11 protein-coding genes are annotated in these 19,410 nt (G+C 47.3%); 4 read left to right on the top strand and 7 right to left on the bottom strand.

Annotated elements, in window-relative coordinates; translation table 11 throughout:
• Window positions 1-98 precede the first annotated feature (98 nt).
• The 5 genes from QZW47_RS17065 to gatB all read right to left on the bottom strand — a co-directional run bounded on the left by QZW47_RS17065 (window position 99) and on the right by gatB (window position 6,235).
• Window positions 99-1,238, bottom strand: a complete 1,140-nt coding sequence (locus tag QZW47_RS17065; RefSeq protein WP_293128942.1) for a pentapeptide repeat-containing protein — start codon at window positions 1,236-1,238, stop codon at window positions 99-101.
• Between the two features lie 277 nt (window positions 1,239-1,515).
• Window positions 1,516-2,184 (bottom strand): Uma2 family endonuclease, encoded by a 669-nt coding sequence (locus tag QZW47_RS17060; protein WP_293128941.1) that lies wholly within the window; start codon window positions 2,182-2,184, stop codon window positions 1,516-1,518.
• 98 nt (window positions 2,185-2,282) lie between these two features.
• Window positions 2,283-2,870, bottom strand: a complete 588-nt coding sequence (locus tag QZW47_RS17055; protein ID WP_293128939.1) for a Uma2 family endonuclease — start codon at window positions 2,868-2,870, stop codon at window positions 2,283-2,285.
• Between the two features lie 38 nt (window positions 2,871-2,908).
• Complete coding sequence (locus tag QZW47_RS17050) at window positions 2,909-4,075, bottom strand: pentapeptide repeat-containing protein (RefSeq protein WP_293128937.1); 1,167 nt, start codon at window positions 4,073-4,075, stop codon at window positions 2,909-2,911.
• Window positions 4,076-4,744: 669 nt separating this feature from the next.
• Window positions 4,745-6,235 (bottom strand): Asp-tRNA(Asn)/Glu-tRNA(Gln) amidotransferase subunit GatB, encoded by a 1,491-nt coding sequence (gene gatB, locus QZW47_RS17045; protein ID WP_293128935.1) that lies wholly within the window; start codon window positions 6,233-6,235, stop codon window positions 4,745-4,747.
• A gap of 474 nt (window positions 6,236-6,709) precedes the next feature.
• Between gatB and QZW47_RS17040 the strand changes: the two genes are divergently transcribed.
• From QZW47_RS17040 to QZW47_RS17025, 4 genes are all read left to right on the top strand, one after another.
• On the top strand, window positions 6,710-7,156 hold the full coding sequence (locus tag QZW47_RS17040; protein WP_293128933.1) for a hypothetical protein: 447 nt from the start codon (window positions 6,710-6,712) through the stop codon (window positions 7,154-7,156).
• A 191-nt stretch (window positions 7,157-7,347) separates the two neighbouring features.
• Entirely contained in the window at window positions 7,348-10,623 is a 3,276-nt protein-coding gene (locus QZW47_RS17035) for a PAS domain S-box protein (RefSeq protein ID WP_293128931.1), read from the top strand.
• Between the two features lie 249 nt (window positions 10,624-10,872).
• Entirely contained in the window at window positions 10,873-14,100 is a 3,228-nt protein-coding gene (locus tag QZW47_RS17030) for an EAL domain-containing protein (RefSeq protein ID WP_293128929.1), read from the top strand.
• Between the two features lie 462 nt (window positions 14,101-14,562).
• A complete protein-coding gene (locus QZW47_RS17025; protein ID WP_293128927.1) occupies window positions 14,563-16,152 on the top strand; it encodes a glycoside hydrolase family 57 protein in 1,590 nt (529 codons plus the stop codon).
• Between the two features lie 776 nt (window positions 16,153-16,928).
• Here the strand turns inward: QZW47_RS17025 and QZW47_RS17020 are convergent.
• On the bottom strand, window positions 16,929-17,621 hold the full coding sequence (locus QZW47_RS17020; RefSeq protein ID WP_293128925.1) for a PEP-CTERM sorting domain-containing protein: 693 nt from the start codon (window positions 17,619-17,621) through the stop codon (window positions 16,929-16,931).
• A gap of 73 nt (window positions 17,622-17,694) precedes the next feature.
• Entirely contained in the window at window positions 17,695-18,720 is a 1,026-nt protein-coding gene (locus QZW47_RS17015; RefSeq protein ID WP_293128923.1) for a site-2 protease family protein, read from the bottom strand.
• Window positions 18,721-19,410: the final 690 nt, after the last annotated feature.

The following is a 19,410-nucleotide window of genomic DNA, read 5'->3' as shown; positions in this document are numbered from 1 at the left end:
CTCCTTGCGTCAACTGAGGGCGGGCACGGGGGCACCGCCCCTACCAACTGTCAACTGAGGGCGGGCACGGGGGCACCGCCCCTACCAACTACCAACTGTCAACTGTCAACTGTCTCAAAAATCGCTCCTCGTTGCTGTAAATTTAGCTTCACATCCTCCGCCAGTCCCGAGTTATTCCCAAACCTGGCTGACTCGACATTAGCACCGCTGAAATTAGCATTTGTTAAGTTCACTTCGAGCAGATTTGCGCCGCTCAAATCTGCGCCGCTGAGGTTTGCTAAAGCCAGACTGGCGCGGTACAAATCTGCGCCGCTCAAATCGGCATTTCCTAAAAAAGCGCCGCTCAAATCTGCACCACCGAATTTGGAATTTTGCAGGTTGGCGTCGCTGAAATCCGCATCGTTTAAGTTTGCACCGCGGAAGTTGGCTCCCGGGAGATTGGCGCTGCTAAAATCCACTGCACTTAAACTCGTCCCGCGCAAGCTACCGCCCGCGAAATCCTCTGCTGGATTGAGGTTTGCGATTTTTGCCAGTTCGGCAAAATCGTCGGTTTCAGCGGAAATAATGCGATCGACCATTTCCTGCAATTGAGCTTCGGCTTCCGCGACAATTTCCACCTCTGGCGCTTCCACCGCAGGCAAATTGTAAGATAAAAGCGCCCAACTCAGAGCCGGTTGCAGTTTATTTGCTTGCAAATATACAGTCAAGATTCTTTCTAAAACCGAATGTTGATTGGGTGTGATATCGTGCGGCCACAAACCCTCCGCATCTGTGAGATAGATATCTTCTTTCGCAACTTCAAAAACCGCTGCAATTCGCAGTGGTTTCGCTTCAAATCCTCCTATTTTAGCACTTTTGAGCAAACCTTTTAATACTGGCTTGCCTCGTTTTAAGGAAAAAATCCAAGCAGGCTTTGTATCGTCGCCCACTGTAGAAACGTGACACAACGTGCCGTCTGTATCGTCCAAATTTTCCGCATTTTCATGCTGACTTTCGTTCAACAAAACTTCTGTGCTGCTTTCGATTGATGACAGCGCGAAATCGCCGACTAACTGACGCGATGCTACGGGGATTTCGCAGTTTTCCAGACTTAGCTTGAGCGTCCCGCCTTGCAGGCCAAATTTTACCCTACCGCCCAGCAGCGGCTCCCAGTGCTCGTTAAAATTGAGGCTCAAGTGAATGTCGAGCTGCTGGGTTTGGGCTGCAACCGACGGCACTGGAATTGCTTCTAGTTGCATCCACAAGCAATCTGGGTATTTGTTATGAGACTCTAGCGATCGCATATCGGTAGAAGTGCTGGCTCTGCCAGACTGTGATGGAGATTTTGATGAGTTCTTGATTTATACTTTATCATAATCCGGTTTTTTATATAGCAGTTCGATCTCTCATAGGAGATATTGACCGATCGATCCCTCAATCCCCCAATCTAAAATCTAAAATCTAAAATCTAAAATCTAAAATCTAAACCTAGACCTCACCTTTTTGAGACTCGTCTATACCTGGGGGGTGCGCGTCCTAGCTGAGCTTGTTAATTGGTAGTATTTCACTTTTTACCCAATTCCGAAATGCTTTAACTACTTCTAAGTAATCCATTGTTTCTGCTTGTTGTAAAAAATTGACAATTTCTAAAATATTTACGGCGGGAAAGGCTAAACTACGCGCGGCGGAGCTATCCCGCAGGGACTCGCTCGAAACGTAGGCTCTATTTTCTAATCTGTTGATAATCAGCCGTTCCCCATTATAAATCCAAACTTCCGGCACGCCGACATCGGCATAAACTTGCAAGCTATTTTGCGAACAACTCGCGATATCAATTTCCACTACTAAGTCCGGCGGATTTTGACTCGTGTTGATATTTTTTGGGTTTTGAATTGCACAGAAATTCTGGATGTAAAAACATTCGTTGGGTTTGGTAATGCTGAGTTCTGCACGCTGAAAATTTGTGGAACCGACCGCTGCAATATTAACTCCGAATTCTTCAGCTAGGGTCTCGACAAATCTACTGATTATTGTTTTGTAAAATTGGTGTTCTGGCGAAGGTTCCAGAATTTCGAGATGGCCACCATTGTATGTCAGCCGCAGTGAGGGGTTACTGAATTCGGCGAGCAAGGTTTCGTAGGTTTGCTCGCTGATACCCGATAGCTGGATGTTTTGGTCTGGCGAGGAGAAATTTTCAGCGGTCATGGCGGTATTTTGCTGAGGAGTTCGTAGGCGCAAGCCGGGGCGTAGCCATCGCGTTTTTGGATTGTACCATGAATCCTGGGCGATCGCACTCCTCATATTCACGCACCCACCTGCGGCGGAAATACCGCAGATAAATCGAGAGACAACTCTGGAAAACCCGGAATTACCACAACCTCATTCGGTAAAACCACTCGTTTGAGTCGATAATCGAAACCACCTGTTTGTTTCTGATAAGGTTCGCTGTACATTTCCAATTGAATATCTACTAAATTAAATATCCAATAATCAGAAATCCCCGATTCAGCATAGAGAGATAACTTTGTTCTCCGATCGTACTTCAAAGTAGAATCAGAAACCTCAATTACCAACAAAATATCAGCAGCTAGAGGGTGAGAAGATACATAATCATCAGAGCGATTGCGGGCAATCACTACATCAGGTTCTGGTTCGGTATCATCAGACAAGATAATCGGTTCCTGACCGCGCACAATCGCTATTTCTTCTAGCAGCGAATACAATTTTCCAAACACCCGCGAGTTACAAACCGAGTGAAGTCTACCTTTGGCAGCCATTTTGATAATTTCTCCGCGAATCAATTCAAATCGAGCATCGGACTCAAAAAAGCCCAGTTCTGCCAAACGGTCATATTCGGCGATCGAGAATCGTTTTGCAGTAGCGAAAGTCATAGCTTTTATTCTCCTCTACAATTGCCAATATTGCCATTTTACTCAAAAATCCCGCCCCGCGCCCTCAACTCAACTTTTACCCCTTCCGAAATCCCCAAACAACCAGTAAGATTCGCATTTTTCACCACCGCATTTTTTAAATCGGCGCGGCTCAAATCAGCACCATTTAAATTAGCACCGCTCAAATCAACACCGCTCAAATCAGCATTCTTGAAATCAGTATTTGTTAAATTTGCATTGACTAGAATTGCATTTGGCAAATAAGCACTGCTCAAATTGGCGCCACTTAAATTTGCCCCGGTTAAATTTGCCCTCGGCAGCTTTGTTCGCAAATCTGCACCGCTCAAATTGGCGCTGCTGAGTTCAGCATCCCGCAAATTAGCATTGCACAAAGTAGCATCGATTAAATTAGAAAAACTCAGCAAAGCTCCGCTAAGATCCGCTAAGGTTAAATCGGCACTTTGGAGGTTAGTTTTACGCAAATCTGCGCCATTAAAATCAGCATAATTCAAGTCAAAACCGCTTAAATCGGCTCCGGCAAAATCTTCGACGGGATTCAAGCCAACTGTTTCTGCAAGTTGGACAAAATCCTGATGTTTATCAGTTAAAAACAATTCTCGCACGATCGCCAATTGCTGCTGCCGGTACTCGTCGGCTTTCTCATAATCGGCTAAATACTTGTAAGCAAGTTTCAAACTCTTGAGAGCGCTGCGCTCGATGCGATCGTCCAAGTGGGCGCGCGCGATCGACAACTGCTGCTGATAACACTCGATCGCACTGGGTAAATTGCCATCTGCATCGCAAGCAAAAGCCAAATTGCCCAAAGCCTCCAATTCAGAGCGAGTGTCGCCCGTCTCCCGCGCGATCGCCAAACGCTGCTGCTGGTAATCCATAGCACCAGAAAAATCTGAGCGGGCACAGCAAGCATTGCCCAGATTTCCCAAAGCATTCGCCTCGCCCCGGCGATCGCCAATTTCCCGCGCTAACAGCAAATGCTGCTGGTAACAGTCGATCGCGCGATCGTAATTTCCCAGCCCTTCGTAAGCCACGCCCATATTACCCAGCGCCGCACCCGATCGGCGTTTATCGTCAACTTCTTGATACAGCCTCAGCGCTTGCTGCCAAGAATCCAGCGCCGCCTCAAATTGATGCGCCTGATATTGCAAAATCCCTTGCTTGATTAGATCGCTAGCTTGTTCGCTCATACTGTCAAAATTATTTGATAACTGAAGTTGATATTAATCGACTTAAAGCCGTAATTGGTAGTTGGTAATCGCTAATTGGTAATCGGTAATCGAATTCTGCCAATTCTGCCTTTTTCCCCCGCTGTTATATCCGTATTTACACGGTAATGCCTGAAAACAAAAGATAAAAAAAAGACCTATAACTACTGAGGTAACTCTCCTTGCCATCAGGGTGCACCTGCACAACACAAGATAGCAGGAATGTATTGATGGGTAACACGACTCTGGTTAAATTTTGAGGAAAAACTATAGCTGGTGCAGCGGTTTCAACCTTCAGCCCGCCCGGTTGCCTGCTTCTTGTTGTCTATTCCTTCGTGTCCCTAGGCTCTTGGCGGTTCCACGATCCGGCATTCTGGAGGCGAAAAACCACTGATCCGTATTGATGCGTCCGTGCACGCAAAAAAAAGACAAAAAAAAGAGAGAGTTACTTCAATAACTCTCTCTGCCATCAGGGTGCATCTACATAACACAATATAACATGAACGTTATGAGGGGCGAAACCCCCAATCATGAAGATACTGTAAAGAAATGTATATTTAATTATAAAGATATCGTGCAGCAAAAAGGGCGGACTCAGCATAAACCGATCGCCCGCCCCTCAATCCGCTACACGACACCCTTAATCAGTGCTCAGCCTGGGGTGTTAAGCTTGGCTGCCAGCAATTCATTGGTCAATTTCGGATCGGCGCGGCCGCCCGTTTCCTTCATCACCTTACCGACAAAGAAACCCAGCAGTTTTGTTTTGCCAGCGCGATACTGTTCGAGCTCCTTGGGATTAGCGGCGATCGCGGCATCGATCGCCCGATCGATCGCCCCTGTATCCGAAATTTGAATCAAACCCTTGCTTTCTACCAACTTCTGAGGCGAACCGCCGCTTGCGAGTAACTCCGGCAAAATATCTTTAGCGATTTTGCCGCTGATGGTGCCAGCATCAATTAGCGCCAGCAGTTCGGCTAAATCCTGCGGTTGGAAAGGAATTTCTGCGATCGCCAGTTTCTGATTTTTCAGGTAAGCAGTGATATCGCCCATCACCCAATTGGCAGCTTGTTTAGTCGCAGCACCGGCGGCGATCGACTTTTCAAAATACTCAGCAACCGCTTTGTCGTCAGTCAGCACCCGCGCGTCGTAGGGAGAAAGAGCGAGATCAGATTCATAGCGATGGCGCTTGGAGGCCGGCAATTCCGGGAGTTGAGCTTTCCAATCGTGCAATTGCTCGGTGGAAACCTCGATCGGAGGCAAATCCGGTTCCGGGAAATACCGATAATCGCTGGCACCTTCCTTGAGTCGCATACTGAAAGTACACTGCTTGTTTTCATCCCAAAGCCGCGTTTCTTGGAGGATAGTTTCGCCATTTTCGATCGCTTCAATTTGTCGCTCGATCTCGTAGTCGATCGCCCGTTCGATCGCATTAAAAGAGTTCATATTTTTAATTTCCACCTTAGTGCCGAACTCTTTTCGACCAACGGGGCGCACCGAAATATTCACGTCGCACCGCAGGGAACCTTCCTGCATATTCCCGTCGCCAACACCGATATAGCGGACGATCCGGCGTATTTCTTGACCGTATTCGGCTGCTTCGGCGCCCGAGCGCAAATCCGGTTCCGAAACAATTTCGATTAAAGGCACGCCGGCGCGGTTGTAGTCCACCATTGAATAAGTAGATCCGCTGAGGCGATCGCTGCCGCCATGAACTAATTTCCCGGCATCTTCCTCCATGTGCAAGCGAGTGATCCCGATTTTTTTTCTAGTAGAATTGCCCGTTTTGTCCACCAGTTCAATTTCCAGCCAACCGTTAGTAGCGATCGGCAAATCGAACTGAGAAATTTGATAATTTTTCGGCAAATCCGGATAGAAATATTGCTTGCGGTCAAACTTGCTGTAAGGTGCGATTTCGCAGTTGAGAGCCAGCCCTGCTTTCACTGCATACTCCAGCACTTTTTGATTTAATACTGGCAACACTCCAGGCATTCCCATACAAATTGGGTCAATGTTTGTATTTGGGGCATTGCCAAATTCTGTAGAAGAACTGGAGAAAATTTTAGTATTCGTACTCAATTGACAGTGTGTTTCGAGACCGATAATGGCTTCGTACTGAGTTTTAACTGGTGCAGCAGCAGTCATAAAAAGAAATACGGTAAGTGGGAAACTCGGCGACTTTAGTCCTTCCTAGGGAAACGACCCGGGGGACTTTAGTCCCCGTAAACCCCCTTGCGGGGTTGGAGGGGTGTGGTTGCCCCTCCAATGGAGATATTGTGGTCTCCTTTCTCCCTTGCGGGGTAATGTTGGCCTCGACCTGGTTATAAAGGCTTGTTAGACCTGCAACACTGTTTCAGTGACTTTAAAACTGTTTAATTGCAGATGACAGAGCGAAAAACTGGCGTCGCATTTTCCGGTGTCGTGACCTAAATAACGGCTCCTCGCGATCGAGGGGTCTGGTCAGTACAGCTTGCTCGATTTCTCTTACAAGCTCAGTCCCTAAAGGGCTGAGTTACTGACAAGCGACCTATAAAGACTGAATAACTTTATATTTTATCTTAGCTGTTTATTGAGCAAACCGACTTGAGATTATTGGGCGGGGCAAGCAGGGTTTCACTGGTGTCAACAACCAGCTTGAACTCCTTTGCATATCTGGCGAAAAATCCAAGTATCGGTACCGGTCATCCGTGGCGATCGTTCTTGGAAGAGTATTGTGAAAGTCCCCCACAGCTCGATCGGGCGGATGCGAGCCAGAGCGAGGCTTCCGAAGTCAGGTTAAATTCTGGCGCTAGATTTAAGCTTAATTCGATCCCCATCAAACGGTTTTCACTGCACGCAGGCAGAACTCGCAAACAAGATCGGCTCCTGTGGCCGCTAGTGACAAATAATTCACACCATGAATTGCCAGACGGCGCCGCCCTCGTGCTGCTGGGAGCAGTGCACCAATGCCCTGCTACAGATCGGCCGCCGCCGCAGGGCGAACGCATCGGTATTATTTCGATCGCCCGAAACCACGATCGCGTGCAAAAATATACTAAGCACCCCACGGCACCCGTACTTGAGTGAGGAGAGTTTTCGGGCGATCGCCCGAAAGCCGATCGGGACGCTCAACCGATCGTGCGTGCCGCCTAAAATCACGCCGGGGCAGCCCACAATTGAAAAATTTAAAATGTATAATTTAACCATAAATTTATTTTTTTAAATTTTTCAATTAAATTGATTTTTATCAAAAAAACACTTGCCTAAATCTCAAAAATATGCCAGAAATTCCTGTAGAAAGTGCCCCACTGTTTGCCAACAGTATCACTGACCTAGATCAGGCAGAATCAGCCCTCGAACTTGCTTGGAACGAACTGGAAAAACAAACAGCAGAAACCATTGCTCAGATAGTCAAAGCAGGGGCAGCAAACGGACAGGAAATCAGCCAGCATTTTGCCGGGGTCAAGGAACTGCGCCAGCAACTGCAAACCAAAATCAAACAAGCCCAGGAGCGGCGGGAATTTCACTTAAAAAACTCGCCAATGGCAGTTATAGAGTGGGACAGCGAATTTCGGGTAGTCCGGTGGTCGCCCGTGGCAGAACAAATATTTGGCTGGAGTGCAGCAGAAGTAATCGGCAAATATTGGCACGAATGGTCAATAGTTTATGAATTCGACTTCGAGCAAGTGTGCGCCGCCACAAATCAACTCTTGCAGAACCAAGAACCCCGCAACGTTTGTCGCAACCGCAACTATACCAAAGATGGCTCGGTAATTTACTGCGAGTGGTACAATTCTGCACTGATCGATGCAGAAGGAAAATTAGTTTCAATTCTGTCTTTTGCCAGAGATATAACCGAACACCACCGCACTCAAGAAGAACTGCACCTGCGCGAACAAGCCTTCAGCGCGATCGCCGAAAATGCCACCGATATCATAGCGCGGTTCGATCGAGAACTGCGCCACCTGTACGTCAACAAAGAAGTCCAACAAGCCACCGGAAAACCCCCGTCAGAATTTATCGGCAAAAGCAACAGAGAATTAGGAATGCCCCCCCACTTTTGCCACCTGTGGGACGAAGCTTTGCTCAAAGTTTTCCGCACAGGAAAACCCGAAACCATCGAATTTGACTTTCCCACTCCCCACGGGAAAAAATACTATCAAAGTCGAGTAATTCCCGAATTTGCTGAGGACAATTCAGTAGAAACTGTTTTAGGCATCACCCGCGACATCACAGAAATCAAACAAGTCGAAGCTCAGTTGCGCCAAAGCGAAGCTAGATTTAGGCGCGTAGTAGATTCTAATATCATCGGCATATTTTTTTGGAATATTAACGGTCAGATTACCGACGCAAATCAGGCTTTTTTAAACCTAGTAGGATACACGCGAGACGATTTGTCCTCCCAAAAAATTAGCTGGCAAGCAATGACACCGGCAGAGTACCGCCATCTAGACGAACAAAAAATCTCCGAGCTCGTGTCTGCAAACGTGATTGTCCCCTTTGAAAAAGAATACATCCGCTCGGACGGCTGTCGCGTTCCCGTGCTGATAGGCGCTGCATTTTTAGAAGGAACGCAGGAATTTGGGGTAAGTTTTGTGCTAGACTTGACACACCGCAAACAAGCCGAATCGGAACTGCAAAAACATCAAGAACTTTTAGAAAGCATCATTAAAACCATCCCCAATTTTCTGTACATTTACGACACAGAAGCACAGCAAAATATCTATGCAAATGCAGCAGTCACAGCCATGCTCGGCTACAGTCCTGAAGAATTGCAAGAGTTGGGTTCAGAAGCTATCTCTACCTTGGTTCACCCCGAGGATGGGGCTGCCTTAATTGCAGGTATGCAGCGGCTGGAAAACAGCACCAACCCCCACGAAATCCAGGAAATCGACTACAGGATCAAACACAAAAACGGGGAATGGCGCTGGGTTCACGATCGCTCGACAATCTTTAAAATAACCCCAGAGGGACAAATAAAACAGATCATCGGTTCCGTACTCGACATCAGCGATGCCGTGGCAGCAGCTACGCAACGCAAACAAGCCGAATCAGCCTTAAAACAGCAAAAAGAAGTGCTGCAAACAATCTTTGATAACGTGCCAGTCATGCTGGCATTCTTGGGTAATAGCGGTGAAATAGAGTGGGTAAATCGCTACTGGGAAAAAGTGCTGGGCTGGAGTTTTGCAGATATCAAAAACCACGATATCTTTACCGAATGTTATCCGCAGCCAGAATACCGCCAATACGTTATCGCTCAAATTAAAGCAGCAACTGAGAACTGGGAAGACTTCAAAACAACAGTTAGAGATGGTCGAATTCTGGACACTACTTGGGCAAACATTCGTCTCTCAGACGGCAGATGTATCGGCATCGGTCAAGATATTAGCGATCGCAAGCGAGCCGAGGCAGAACTCAAACAGCTCAACGAAACTTTAGAAGCTCAAGTCGCCCAGCGTACTGCCGAACTAGAGACTTTTTTTGATGCTTTGCCCGATCGCATTTTTGTGGTAGAACGCGAAAATATGCGTCAGGCTTTTGTCAATAAACCTTTGGCAAAAATGGCTGGTTTCAACAGCACCAAAGAAATGCAGGGCAAAACGGTGTTTGAATGTTTTTCCACTGAACTAGCCACAAAATTTGTGCAGGAAAACTTGCGGGTATTTGAATCAGGCGAAACTCTACATTTGCAGGAAAAATATGTTTTGTCCGAGCGCAAAACTACTTATTTTGATACTTATAAAGTTCCCCTGAGAAATCTCGATGGCGAAGTTTATGCTTTAATTGGCACTTCTCGCGATATCACCGAGTTGGTTGAGACAAAACAAGCTTTGTCGCAACGCACGGAGCAATTAGAGGCTGCCAATCAAGAATTAGAATCTTTTTGCTATTCTGTTTCCCATGACCTCCGCGCTCCTTTGCGCCATATTTCAGGTTTTGTGAATGCGCTGAAACAGCGGTTAGAATCCACTGATGCTGTCAGCGATCCTAAAATTGTTCATTATATGGAAGTGATTGATGACAGCAGCCAAAAAATGAGTTTGTTGATTGACGGTTTGCTCGCTCTTTCGCGGGTGAGCCGCACCGAGTTGATGCAAATTCCGATCGATCTCACCCGTTTGGTGCAAACTGCGATTAAATTGACTAAACCCCGAACTGCCACAGATCACCCCCAAACTTCCCACAGCCAAGTTGAATTTGCTGTCGGAAATTTACCGGCGGTGACGGGAGATCCAACTTTGCTACAACAGGTGTTCAGCAACTTGATTAGCAACGCCGTCAAGTTCAGCCGCGATCGCGCTCCCGCTACAATAGTTATTGATTCTTTACCCGATGGAACGATTTTTGTCAAGGATAACGGCGTCGGTTTTCCTTCTGAATATGCCGATCGACTTTTTGGAGCTTTTGTGCGGCTGCACTCCCAGAGAGAATTTGAAGGTACGGGCATCGGTTTGGCGATCGTCGGGCGGATTATTCACCGCCACGGCGGGACGATTTGGGCAGAAAGCCTACCTACTCAAGGAGCGACATTTTACTTTAAACTAGGCAAATAATCTCAAACCGCAATCTAAATTCGTAAGTTACCAGTATAATAGTTCTAAATTCAGAATTTAAAACTATTATACAGTTAAATAAGTCACAGTCGGTTTCGGCAGCCATCGGTGGCGGTTGTGAAAATTGTTAAATTTGATAAATAATCTCAGTTAAAAAAAATAAAAACTCAGAATCCGGATCGAAAAACTTAATCAAAAAGAATGAAATTTAGCAACACGAACGACCAATCAAAAAATCAAGAATTCCGTATGCTAGATCGCGAACAGACAAACTATTTAATGAAAATGACAGCGGAATCAACATTAAAACTGTTGATTGTCGAAGACATGGCAGAAGATATGGAATTAATAGTGCTCGCCTTAGAAGCGGGAGGAGTAAATTTTAAGTGCGATACTGCCGAAACAGCAACAGAATGCAGACAAATGTTGGAAAATTGCGAGTACGATGCTGTGCTGTCAGATTACCGCCTCCCAGCCTTCAACGGTTTAGAAGTGTTGAGATTGATGCAGGAATTAGGGCAAGACATACCATTTATTTTAGTAACGGGAAGTTTGGGAGAAGAAGCGGCAGTAGAGTGCATCAAAGCGGGAATGACCGATTACGTATTAAAAGGGCGGCTGTTTAGGTTGCCAACAGTATTAGAACGATCGCTCCAAGAATACAAAATGCGCCGCCAGCAACAATTCGCGATCGCCCAAATTCAGCGGCAAGCGACTCGTGAGGCGATCGTCAACCGCATCGTGCAAGCCATGCGCGAAACCCTGGTACTCGACGAAGTGCTGCAAACCACCGCCGATCAACTGCACGAAGCTCTTGAAATCAGCGGCTGCACGATCTTGCAACCAAATGCTTTCGGCAATATCATAGTTCGCTACATCAGCAAAGCCGCAGACAGACAAGGACTCATCGGGCTAAATTGCGAATTTGCCCAACACTACCGCACCTCCCTGGCTGCTGGAGAAACCGTCGCGATCGAAGAATTATCAAGCTTGTGTCCGTCCCTGCAAGCATCAGCAGAGTTGGTGGGGTTTCGCGCCGTCGCGATCGCGCCCCTGCTCTACCAGCATTCATTTTTGGGAGGAATTGGCCTCTACCAGTGCGATCGCCCGCGGTTTTGGAGCGCCGAAGAACTATCCCTGATCGAAGCCATAGCCGATCAGTGCGCGATCGCGATCCACCAAGCCGAACTCTACCAACAAGCGCAAACCGAACTCGCAGAACGCAAGCGCGCTGAAGCAGAAGTCCGCGGCATCCAGCAGCAGCTAACCACAATGGCAGCAAACATTCCCGGCTCAGTATACCGTGCCGTGCTGCATCCAAACGGCACCACCTCCATGCCCTACGTCAGTCCGGGCGTGCGCGAAGTTACTGGGATCGGCCCAGAAGAAGCGATGGCGTGCCCCCAACTGTTGACCGAAATCATCCATCCAAACGACAAAAGCTCCTATGACAGCAGCGTAGCAGCATCGAGTGCCAGTCTGTTGCCCTGCGATCGCCAGTACCGGATCGTGTTGAAGTCCGGCGAAGTCAAGTGGGTGCAAGACAGCGCCAGATTTTCCAAAAACGAAAACGGCGACATCATCATCGACGGAGTAGCTCTCGACATCAGCGATCGCAAACAGGCAGAATCAGCCCTCAGACAAAGCGAACAGCGATTTCGCTCGCTGATTGAAAACGCCACAGACATCACGATCATTCTCGACGCCGAAGGCATCTTTCGCTACATCAGCCCTTCCGTCAAGCGCATTTTAGGCTACTCGTCCCACCAGGCGATCGGGCGCAGCGCCCTAAGCACAGTTCACCCCGACGACTGCGCTGCGATCGCCCAAACCCTCCACAAAGCCATAGAAAACCCCAAAAGAAGCCAGTCCCCACTGGAGTACAGAGTGCGCCACCGCAACGGTTCTTGGTGTTATGTAGAAGCTGTAGCAACCAATTTGCTGCACGATCCGGCAGTCAAGGGCATCGTGATCAACTGCCACGACATCACGCAGCGCAAAAAAGCCGAGGAACAACTGCTGCACGACGCTTTTCACGACTCCCTCACCGGATTGCCCAACCGAGCCCTATTTACCGATCGGCTCGAACACGCTCTGAGGCTGGCAAAACGGCGCAAAGACTACTTGTTTGCGGTGCTGTTTCTCGATTTAGATCGATTTAAAGTAGTCAACGATTCCCTCGGCCATGCGATCGGCGATCAACTGCTAGTTGCGATCGCGCGGCGTCTGGAAGCTTGTCTCAGAGTCGGAGATACAGTAGCGCGCATCGGAGGAGACGAGTTTGTGCTGTTGCTAGAAGACATCGACGGCGTAAATGAAGCTACGGGCATAGTCAACCGCCTGCAAAAGACAATCACTTCCCCCATCCTGCTAGATGGACACGAAGTATTTATCACCGCCAGCATCGGCATTGCTTTAAGTTCTGGCGAATACGAAGAACCGACAAACCTGCTGCGCGACGCCGACACCGCCATGTACCGCGCCAAAGAACTCGGCCGAGCCCGACACGAAGTTTTCAACAGTTCCATGCACGCCCATGCTTTGAAGCTGTTGCAGCTAGAAAACGACCTGCGGCGGGCGATCGAATCTATTAAAGACCCCGCCAGAGAAGAAGACTCTCTGCCATCGGCAAAATCTCCCCAATCAGGGCGATCGAGCTTACCTCCCTTATCGGCCGACCCCCAGTTTATCATTCACTACCAGCCGATCGTGTCGATCGCCAACAACGCAATTATCGGTTTTGAAGCCCTAGTGCGCTGGCAGCATCCAGAACGCGGCTTAGTTTCCCCCAACGAATTTATTCCCATCGCCGAAGAAACCGGATTGATCGTACCGCTAGGCCGCTGGGTACTGCGTACCGCTTGCCACCAAATCCGTCATTGGCAGCAGTTAGTTCACAACAACCCGCCCTTAAGCGTCAGCGTCAACCTTTCCGTCAAACAGTTTTCTCAGCCAGATTTAATCGAATATATCGATCGAGTTCTCGAAGAAACTCACCTCGATGGCAGCAGTTTAAAACTAGAAATTACCGAAAGCGTACTCATCGAAAATTCCGATTCAGTAACCGCAATGCTAGTGCAGCTTAGAGCCCGAAACATACACCTTTGCATCGACGACTTCGGCACCGGCTATTCATCGCTCTCCTACCTGCACCGCTTTCCCACCAATACCTTAAAAATAGACCGCTCTTTTGTCAGCAGGATGGGAGGCGAATTCGACCTCGGCAAAGGAGGCATCGATCCGACAGAAATTGTGCGATCGATCGTTACTTTATCCCACAATTTAGGCATGGATGTAGTAGCAGAAGGAGTCGAAGAAGCCTCACAACTATCGATACTTAAAGGATTAAAATGCGAGTACGCCCAAGGATTCTTTTTCTCAAAGCCAGTAGACTCTCAAACAGCAGCAGTCCTGATCCGAGAGCAAGCAGAAAATCAGAATTTGCTGGCATTTAGTCTGTTAGAGAAAACCAATTAAAAAAAACACAGCACTTTGCGTGTGCCGTTTCAGCATAAAATCTTAAAATATTTTAAAGCTGTCCCTAACTGCCGTCATCCAAATCATTGTCAGTAACTCAGCCCTTTAGGGACTGAGCTTGTAAGAGAAATCGAGCAAGCTGTATTGACCAGACCCCTCGATCGCGAGGAGCCGTTATTTAGGTCACGACACCGGAAAATGCGACGCCAGTTTTTCGCTCTGTCATCTGCAATTAAACAGTTTTAAAGTCACTGAAACAGTGTTGCAGGTCTAACAAGCCTTTATAACCAGGTCGAGGCTAACATTACCCCGCAAGGGAGAAAGGAGACCATAATATCTCCATTGGAGGGGCAACCATACCCCTCCAACCCCGCAAGGGGGTTCACGGGGACTAAAGTCCCCCGGGTCGTTTCCCTCTCGGGACTAAAGTCGCCGAGTTTCCCACTTACCGTATTTCTTTTTATGACTATTGGCTACCTCGCCCTCGTTCTCCACGCCCACTTGCCTTTTGTCCGCCACCCCGAAAGCGACTACGTTCTAGAAGAAGAATGGCTGTTTGAGGCGATCGCCGAAACCTACATTCCCCTGCTGCAAGTCTTTGAAGGGCTAAAACGCGACGGCATCGACTTTAAAATTACCATGAGCATGACACCGCCCTTGGTAGCCATGTTGCGCGATCCCTTACTACAAGACCGTTTCGACGATCATTTAGCCAAACTAGAAGAACTAGCCGATCTCGAAATCGAACACAACAGCGGCAACGGTCACCTCCGATATTTAGCCGAACATTACGCCGCGCACTTCTCCCAAGTGCGGAATTATTGGGAAAAGTTCGATCGAGATTTAGTCAAAGCCTTCAAACAATTCCAAGACACAAACAACCTCGAAATCATCACCTGCGGCGCCACCCACGGCTACCTACCGCTGATGAAAATGTACCCCGAAGCAGTTTGGGCGCAAATACAAGTAGCCTGCGAAAGCTACGAACAAAACTTCGGCCGCCGACCAAAAGGCATTTGGCTGCCCGAATGCGCCTACTACGAGGGCTTAGAGAGGATGTTAGCCGACGCTGGCCTCCGGTATTTTCTCACAGACGGACACGGCATCCTCTACGCCCGCCCGCGTCCCCGCTACGGTAGCTACGCCCCAATTTTCACCGAATGCGGAGTCGCAGCATTTGGTCGAGATCACGAATCATCGCAGCAAGTTTGGTCATCCGAAGTCGGCTATCCCGGCGCCGCCGAATACCGGGAATTCTACAAAGATTTGGGTTGGGAAGCCGAATATGACTACATCAAACCCTACATCATGCCCAACGGCCAGCGCAAAAACACCGGGATTAAATATCACAAAATCACCGGTCGCGGATTGGGTTTAGGCGACAAACAGTTATACGATCCTTACTGGGCGCGGGAAAAAGCAGCCGAACACGCCAGCAACTTCGCCTTCAACCGGGAACGGCAAGTCGAACACCTCAACGGCATCATGCAGCGTCCCCCAATTATTGTATCGCCTTACGACGCCGAACTTTTCGGTCACTGGTGGTACGAAGGGCCTTGGTTCTTAGATTACTTATTCCGCAAGAGTTGGTACGACCAAAATACCTACGAAATGACGCACCTAGCCGATTATTTGCGGGGAAATCCGACTCAGCAAGTGTGCCGTCCTTCCCAGTCTAGCTGGGGTTTCCGCGGTTTCCACGAATATTGGCTGAACGATACCAACGCTTGGATTTATCCGCACTTACATAAAGCAGCGGAACGAATGATTGAGTTGGGAAACATGGAAGCAGAGGATGAGTTGCAGTTGCGGGCGTTGAATCAAGCAGCGCGGGAAGTGCTGTTAGCTCAATCGTCTGACTGGGCGTTTATCATGCGTACAGGGACGATGGTACCCTATGCGGTGCGGCGGACGCGATCGCACTTAATGCGCTTTCACAAGCTGTACGATGAAGTGAAAGAAGGCAAAGTGGATTCCGGCTGGTTGGAGAAGGTTCAGGAGATAGACAACATCTTCCCCGAGATTAATTATCGCGTTTATCGATCGCTCTAAGCCAATTTAAAGGCAATTTTCGATAGATTAAAACCCGCCAGCGCGGGTTTTTTTCATACATTTATTATTACCAACAATAGTAAATATCGTAGGGTGTGTCGCCTTCCACAATATACCGAACAAATCCAACCATATAGTAGCGATGCACCATCCCAGGAGTGATTCAACCTCCACCACTAAAAATCGTAGGGTGTGTCGCTTGCGAACAATATACCGAACAAATCCAACCATATAGTAGCGACGCACCATCCCAGCAGTGATTCAACCTCCACAACTAAATATCGTAGGGTGTGTCGCCTTCCACAATATACCGAACAAATCCAACCATATAGTAGCGACGCACCATCCCAGGAGTGATTCAACCTCCACAACTAAATATCGTAGGGTGTGTCGCCTTCCACAATATACCGAACAAATCGAAACCATATAGTAGCGACGCACCATCCCAGGAGTGATTCAACATCAACCAGTAAAAATCGTAGGGTGTGTCGCTTGCGAACAATACGCCGAACCAATCCAACCATATAGAAGCGACACACCATCCCAGGATTGATTCAACTAATATCATTTATCTCAATTATTGCTACAAAAAAGAAGTATTTGGTCTGTTTGCTCAACTATTTTTCAGGTGCGTCGCTGTGAGATTGTCAATTTTTATTGATAATTTTCGATGCGACGCACCCTACGGCTAAGGTTTTTGTCTCAATCCAAAAATCATGCAATAAGTCTCTTATTCACACACATAGAAAGGACTGAAGTCCTCACTACGAACCAAATTAAACCTTTTTTGTCCTGCTTCTTTTCCACAATAAACCCATTCCAGCCGCCAGAATTGTACCAGCCGCCGTCATCGGTTCCGGCACAGCAGCATCAGCAAAAGGTTCATACTCATAAATTGCACTAACTGTAGTATTAGCCGACACCAGACCCCCAAAACTACCTCTAGCCGGACTCCCCATAATTTTAGTCAAACCCGTTGTCATCAAAGCTGCGATAAAAGTATCACCATCACATCCACTTAACGAACTCAGAGACTGCGACGAAATATAACTTTTTGACACACTACCAGAACCCGAACCGCTAACACTTCCCGTACCACCGCTAGCAATCTTCGTTTCCGGCGGACTCGCCAAAACACTCAAAGTCAAATTCGGGTCAACCTTCAACAGCGGAATATTCACAGCAATATTTGCATTAGTCGCCGCCGTCCCCGTAAAATCTCCAGTCAAAGGAGTAATGCTCACACTATTATTAACAGTAGACTTAACAGTAACATAAGCCCTCAACAGAGTACCCAACAGCGAATTAAACTTCGGCAAAACCACATTTGTACTGCTATTTAACGGCTGCGAATCCAGATTTACAGTATAAGTTTGAGTCAGAGTAGCAGCTTCTACAGAAACACATGAACTAAAAACTGCCCAACTAAAACTTCCGCAAACAATTCCCAACTTTTGACAAACATTCATTTCAGTAAACCCCTAACTAAAATAATCAACTTGCATTTGTGGAACGGGCGTCCCGCCCGTGATTAATCTGCGGTTACAAACTCCAAACCCGCAAAACCAAATTCCCCATCAAAGACATCAAGTAACTCAAAGCAAAAACCGTATAAATTATACTCAAAGGCGCATAAGCAGCCAAAACCAATCTATCACTTAGTTCTGCCTCCATCTCCTCCCTCCGCAACAAATTAACATAAAAATCAAAGGACTTTTGACGCAGATTGTTGATTCCAGTTCCAGCAACCAACAAATAATAACCGTCAAATCGGTTGAGGGGATTCAAATTAATTGCTACAGTCAGCAAAGCCGCCACCATCAACAAATAACTAATTTGATGACAAACAGAATTAGACTCAGAAAATAACCAAACCCAAACAGCACAAGCCCAAATTGTAAATTGAATCAAAACTCCCGCCGCCACGACTAAAACCCGCTGTTTTCGCTTAACTAAACTGTATTGATCGCTAGTATCTGTATAACATCCAGGGATGAAACACATAAACAACAATCCAATCTCTTTAACAATGCCGCCGTAGTGTTTGAGCGTGAAAGCGTGACCGAGTTCGTGTAAAGATATTACCACGATTGTCAGCAAGACCAATGTGATAATGGTCTGAACTTTCCCGGCTGTCCATAACTGCTGGTGCGAGACAACAACTTCCGCTGAGGAACCAAACCACGCGGCGGCGGAAGATGCGATGAAAGCGCACAGAAAAAAGCCAAATTCCCACGTCCAAATCCAGCGCAGTTTGTCTATGTGTTTCGACAGCCAGACATCGGGATTGATTAGGGGAATTGTGAAAGATAGGAGATTGAATTTGGCTTTCGGCGGTTTTGTGCCTTCTAGCATTCCCGTTTGTGCTAAGCTTCTCAAGAGATTTTGGACATCTTCTAAATCGATGTCATATTCAACGAGAGTGTTAGTTATGGGTTGTTTGCTTAGTTGCAAGATTACCTGTTTGTCAAAGTCGTCAACTTCCATGAAAGTCATGTCTTCGGGATTGCGAAGTATCCAATGACCGTCTGGATGAGGTATCCACTGCACCGCTGATTTGAGTTCCATAGCATACTGTTACTTTGGCTGACAAAGTGCGATCGCCCTTAGCGCGTGTTTTCAAATTTCCCCTTTCCCCGTCAGATTCAGATCGCCCTAAATCCCCTGGATAGTCCGGGGACTTTGTTGTCGCCTCTTTTTGAGAGCAAAAGTGCGTTAGCGAAGCCCGCCGCTACGGGAGGCTCATCAACGAAGAGGATCGACCTAAACCATCCTGAAAACGTCAAGTTTCCAATAGATATTGCCCCTGTTTCAAAGAAGCAGGGAAATTGGAGAGTAGTTTTTGAAGAAGCTTGAGTGATATTTGCTAGGGCTTTAGACCTCATTCCAAATTTCACCTCTGCGCTCATAATATCAGAAATCAGAAAAAAAGCAAGTGCAAATTATAACTATTTTGCGAGTGTAGCGCTGACCGCCGAAAACCCGGTTTTTCATGGATATTAAAGGCTACAATCCCATATTTGGGTAAAAACTAGGTTGAGGAGTCAGCCCTAATTAAGTTGCCAGAATAACTTTACAAAAACTTTATGATTGAAAAAGGGTTTTTGCTGTAGGATAACCATGAAGAAGCAAAAAAAATCGAAAAATTAAGCATTGACAAAGTATTGGCTCGATCGCCAGCAAGACCGTTAGCAAAGCGCGGCAAATGTAAAGCGATCGCCAATACGAAAAATTTGTCAAATTTGCCTAAATTTTCAA

Origin of the sequence: Microcoleus sp. bin38.metabat.b11b12b14.051 (assembly GCF_013299165.1) — a bacterium.
Lineage (GTDB): Bacteria > Cyanobacteriota > Cyanobacteriia > Cyanobacteriales > Microcoleaceae > Microcoleus.
This window is presented reverse-complemented; position numbering and strand designations above follow the sequence as displayed.

Excerpts from the sequence above, each read along its gene's own strand:
- QZW47_RS17065 (WP_293128942.1), bottom strand. The coding sequence starts at position 1,238 with ATGCAACTAGAAGCAATTCCAGTGCCGTCGGTTGCAGCCCAAACCCAG.
- gatB (WP_293128935.1), bottom strand. The coding sequence starts at position 6,235 with ATGACTGCTGCTGCACCAGTTAAAACTCAGTACGAAGCCATTATCGGT.
- QZW47_RS17020 (WP_293128925.1), bottom strand. The coding sequence starts at position 17,621 with ATGAATGTTTGTCAAAAGTTGGGAATTGTTTGCGGAAGTTTTAGTTGG.
- QZW47_RS17060 (WP_293128941.1), bottom strand. The coding sequence starts at position 2,184 with ATGACCGCTGAAAATTTCTCCTCGCCAGACCAAAACATCCAGCTATCG.
- QZW47_RS17055 (WP_293128939.1), bottom strand. The coding sequence starts at position 2,870 with ATGACTTTCGCTACTGCAAAACGATTCTCGATCGCCGAATATGACCGT.
- QZW47_RS17035 (WP_293128931.1), top strand. The coding sequence starts at position 7,348 with ATGCCAGAAATTCCTGTAGAAAGTGCCCCACTGTTTGCCAACAGTATC.
- QZW47_RS17030 (WP_293128929.1), top strand. The coding sequence starts at position 10,873 with ATGCTAGATCGCGAACAGACAAACTATTTAATGAAAATGACAGCGGAA.
- QZW47_RS17050 (WP_293128937.1), bottom strand. The coding sequence starts at position 4,075 with ATGAGCGAACAAGCTAGCGATCTAATCAAGCAAGGGATTTTGCAATAT.
- QZW47_RS17025 (WP_293128927.1), top strand. The coding sequence starts at position 14,563 with ATGACTATTGGCTACCTCGCCCTCGTTCTCCACGCCCACTTGCCTTTT.
- QZW47_RS17015 (WP_293128923.1), bottom strand. The coding sequence starts at position 18,720 with ATGGAACTCAAATCAGCGGTGCAGTGGATACCTCATCCAGACGGTCAT.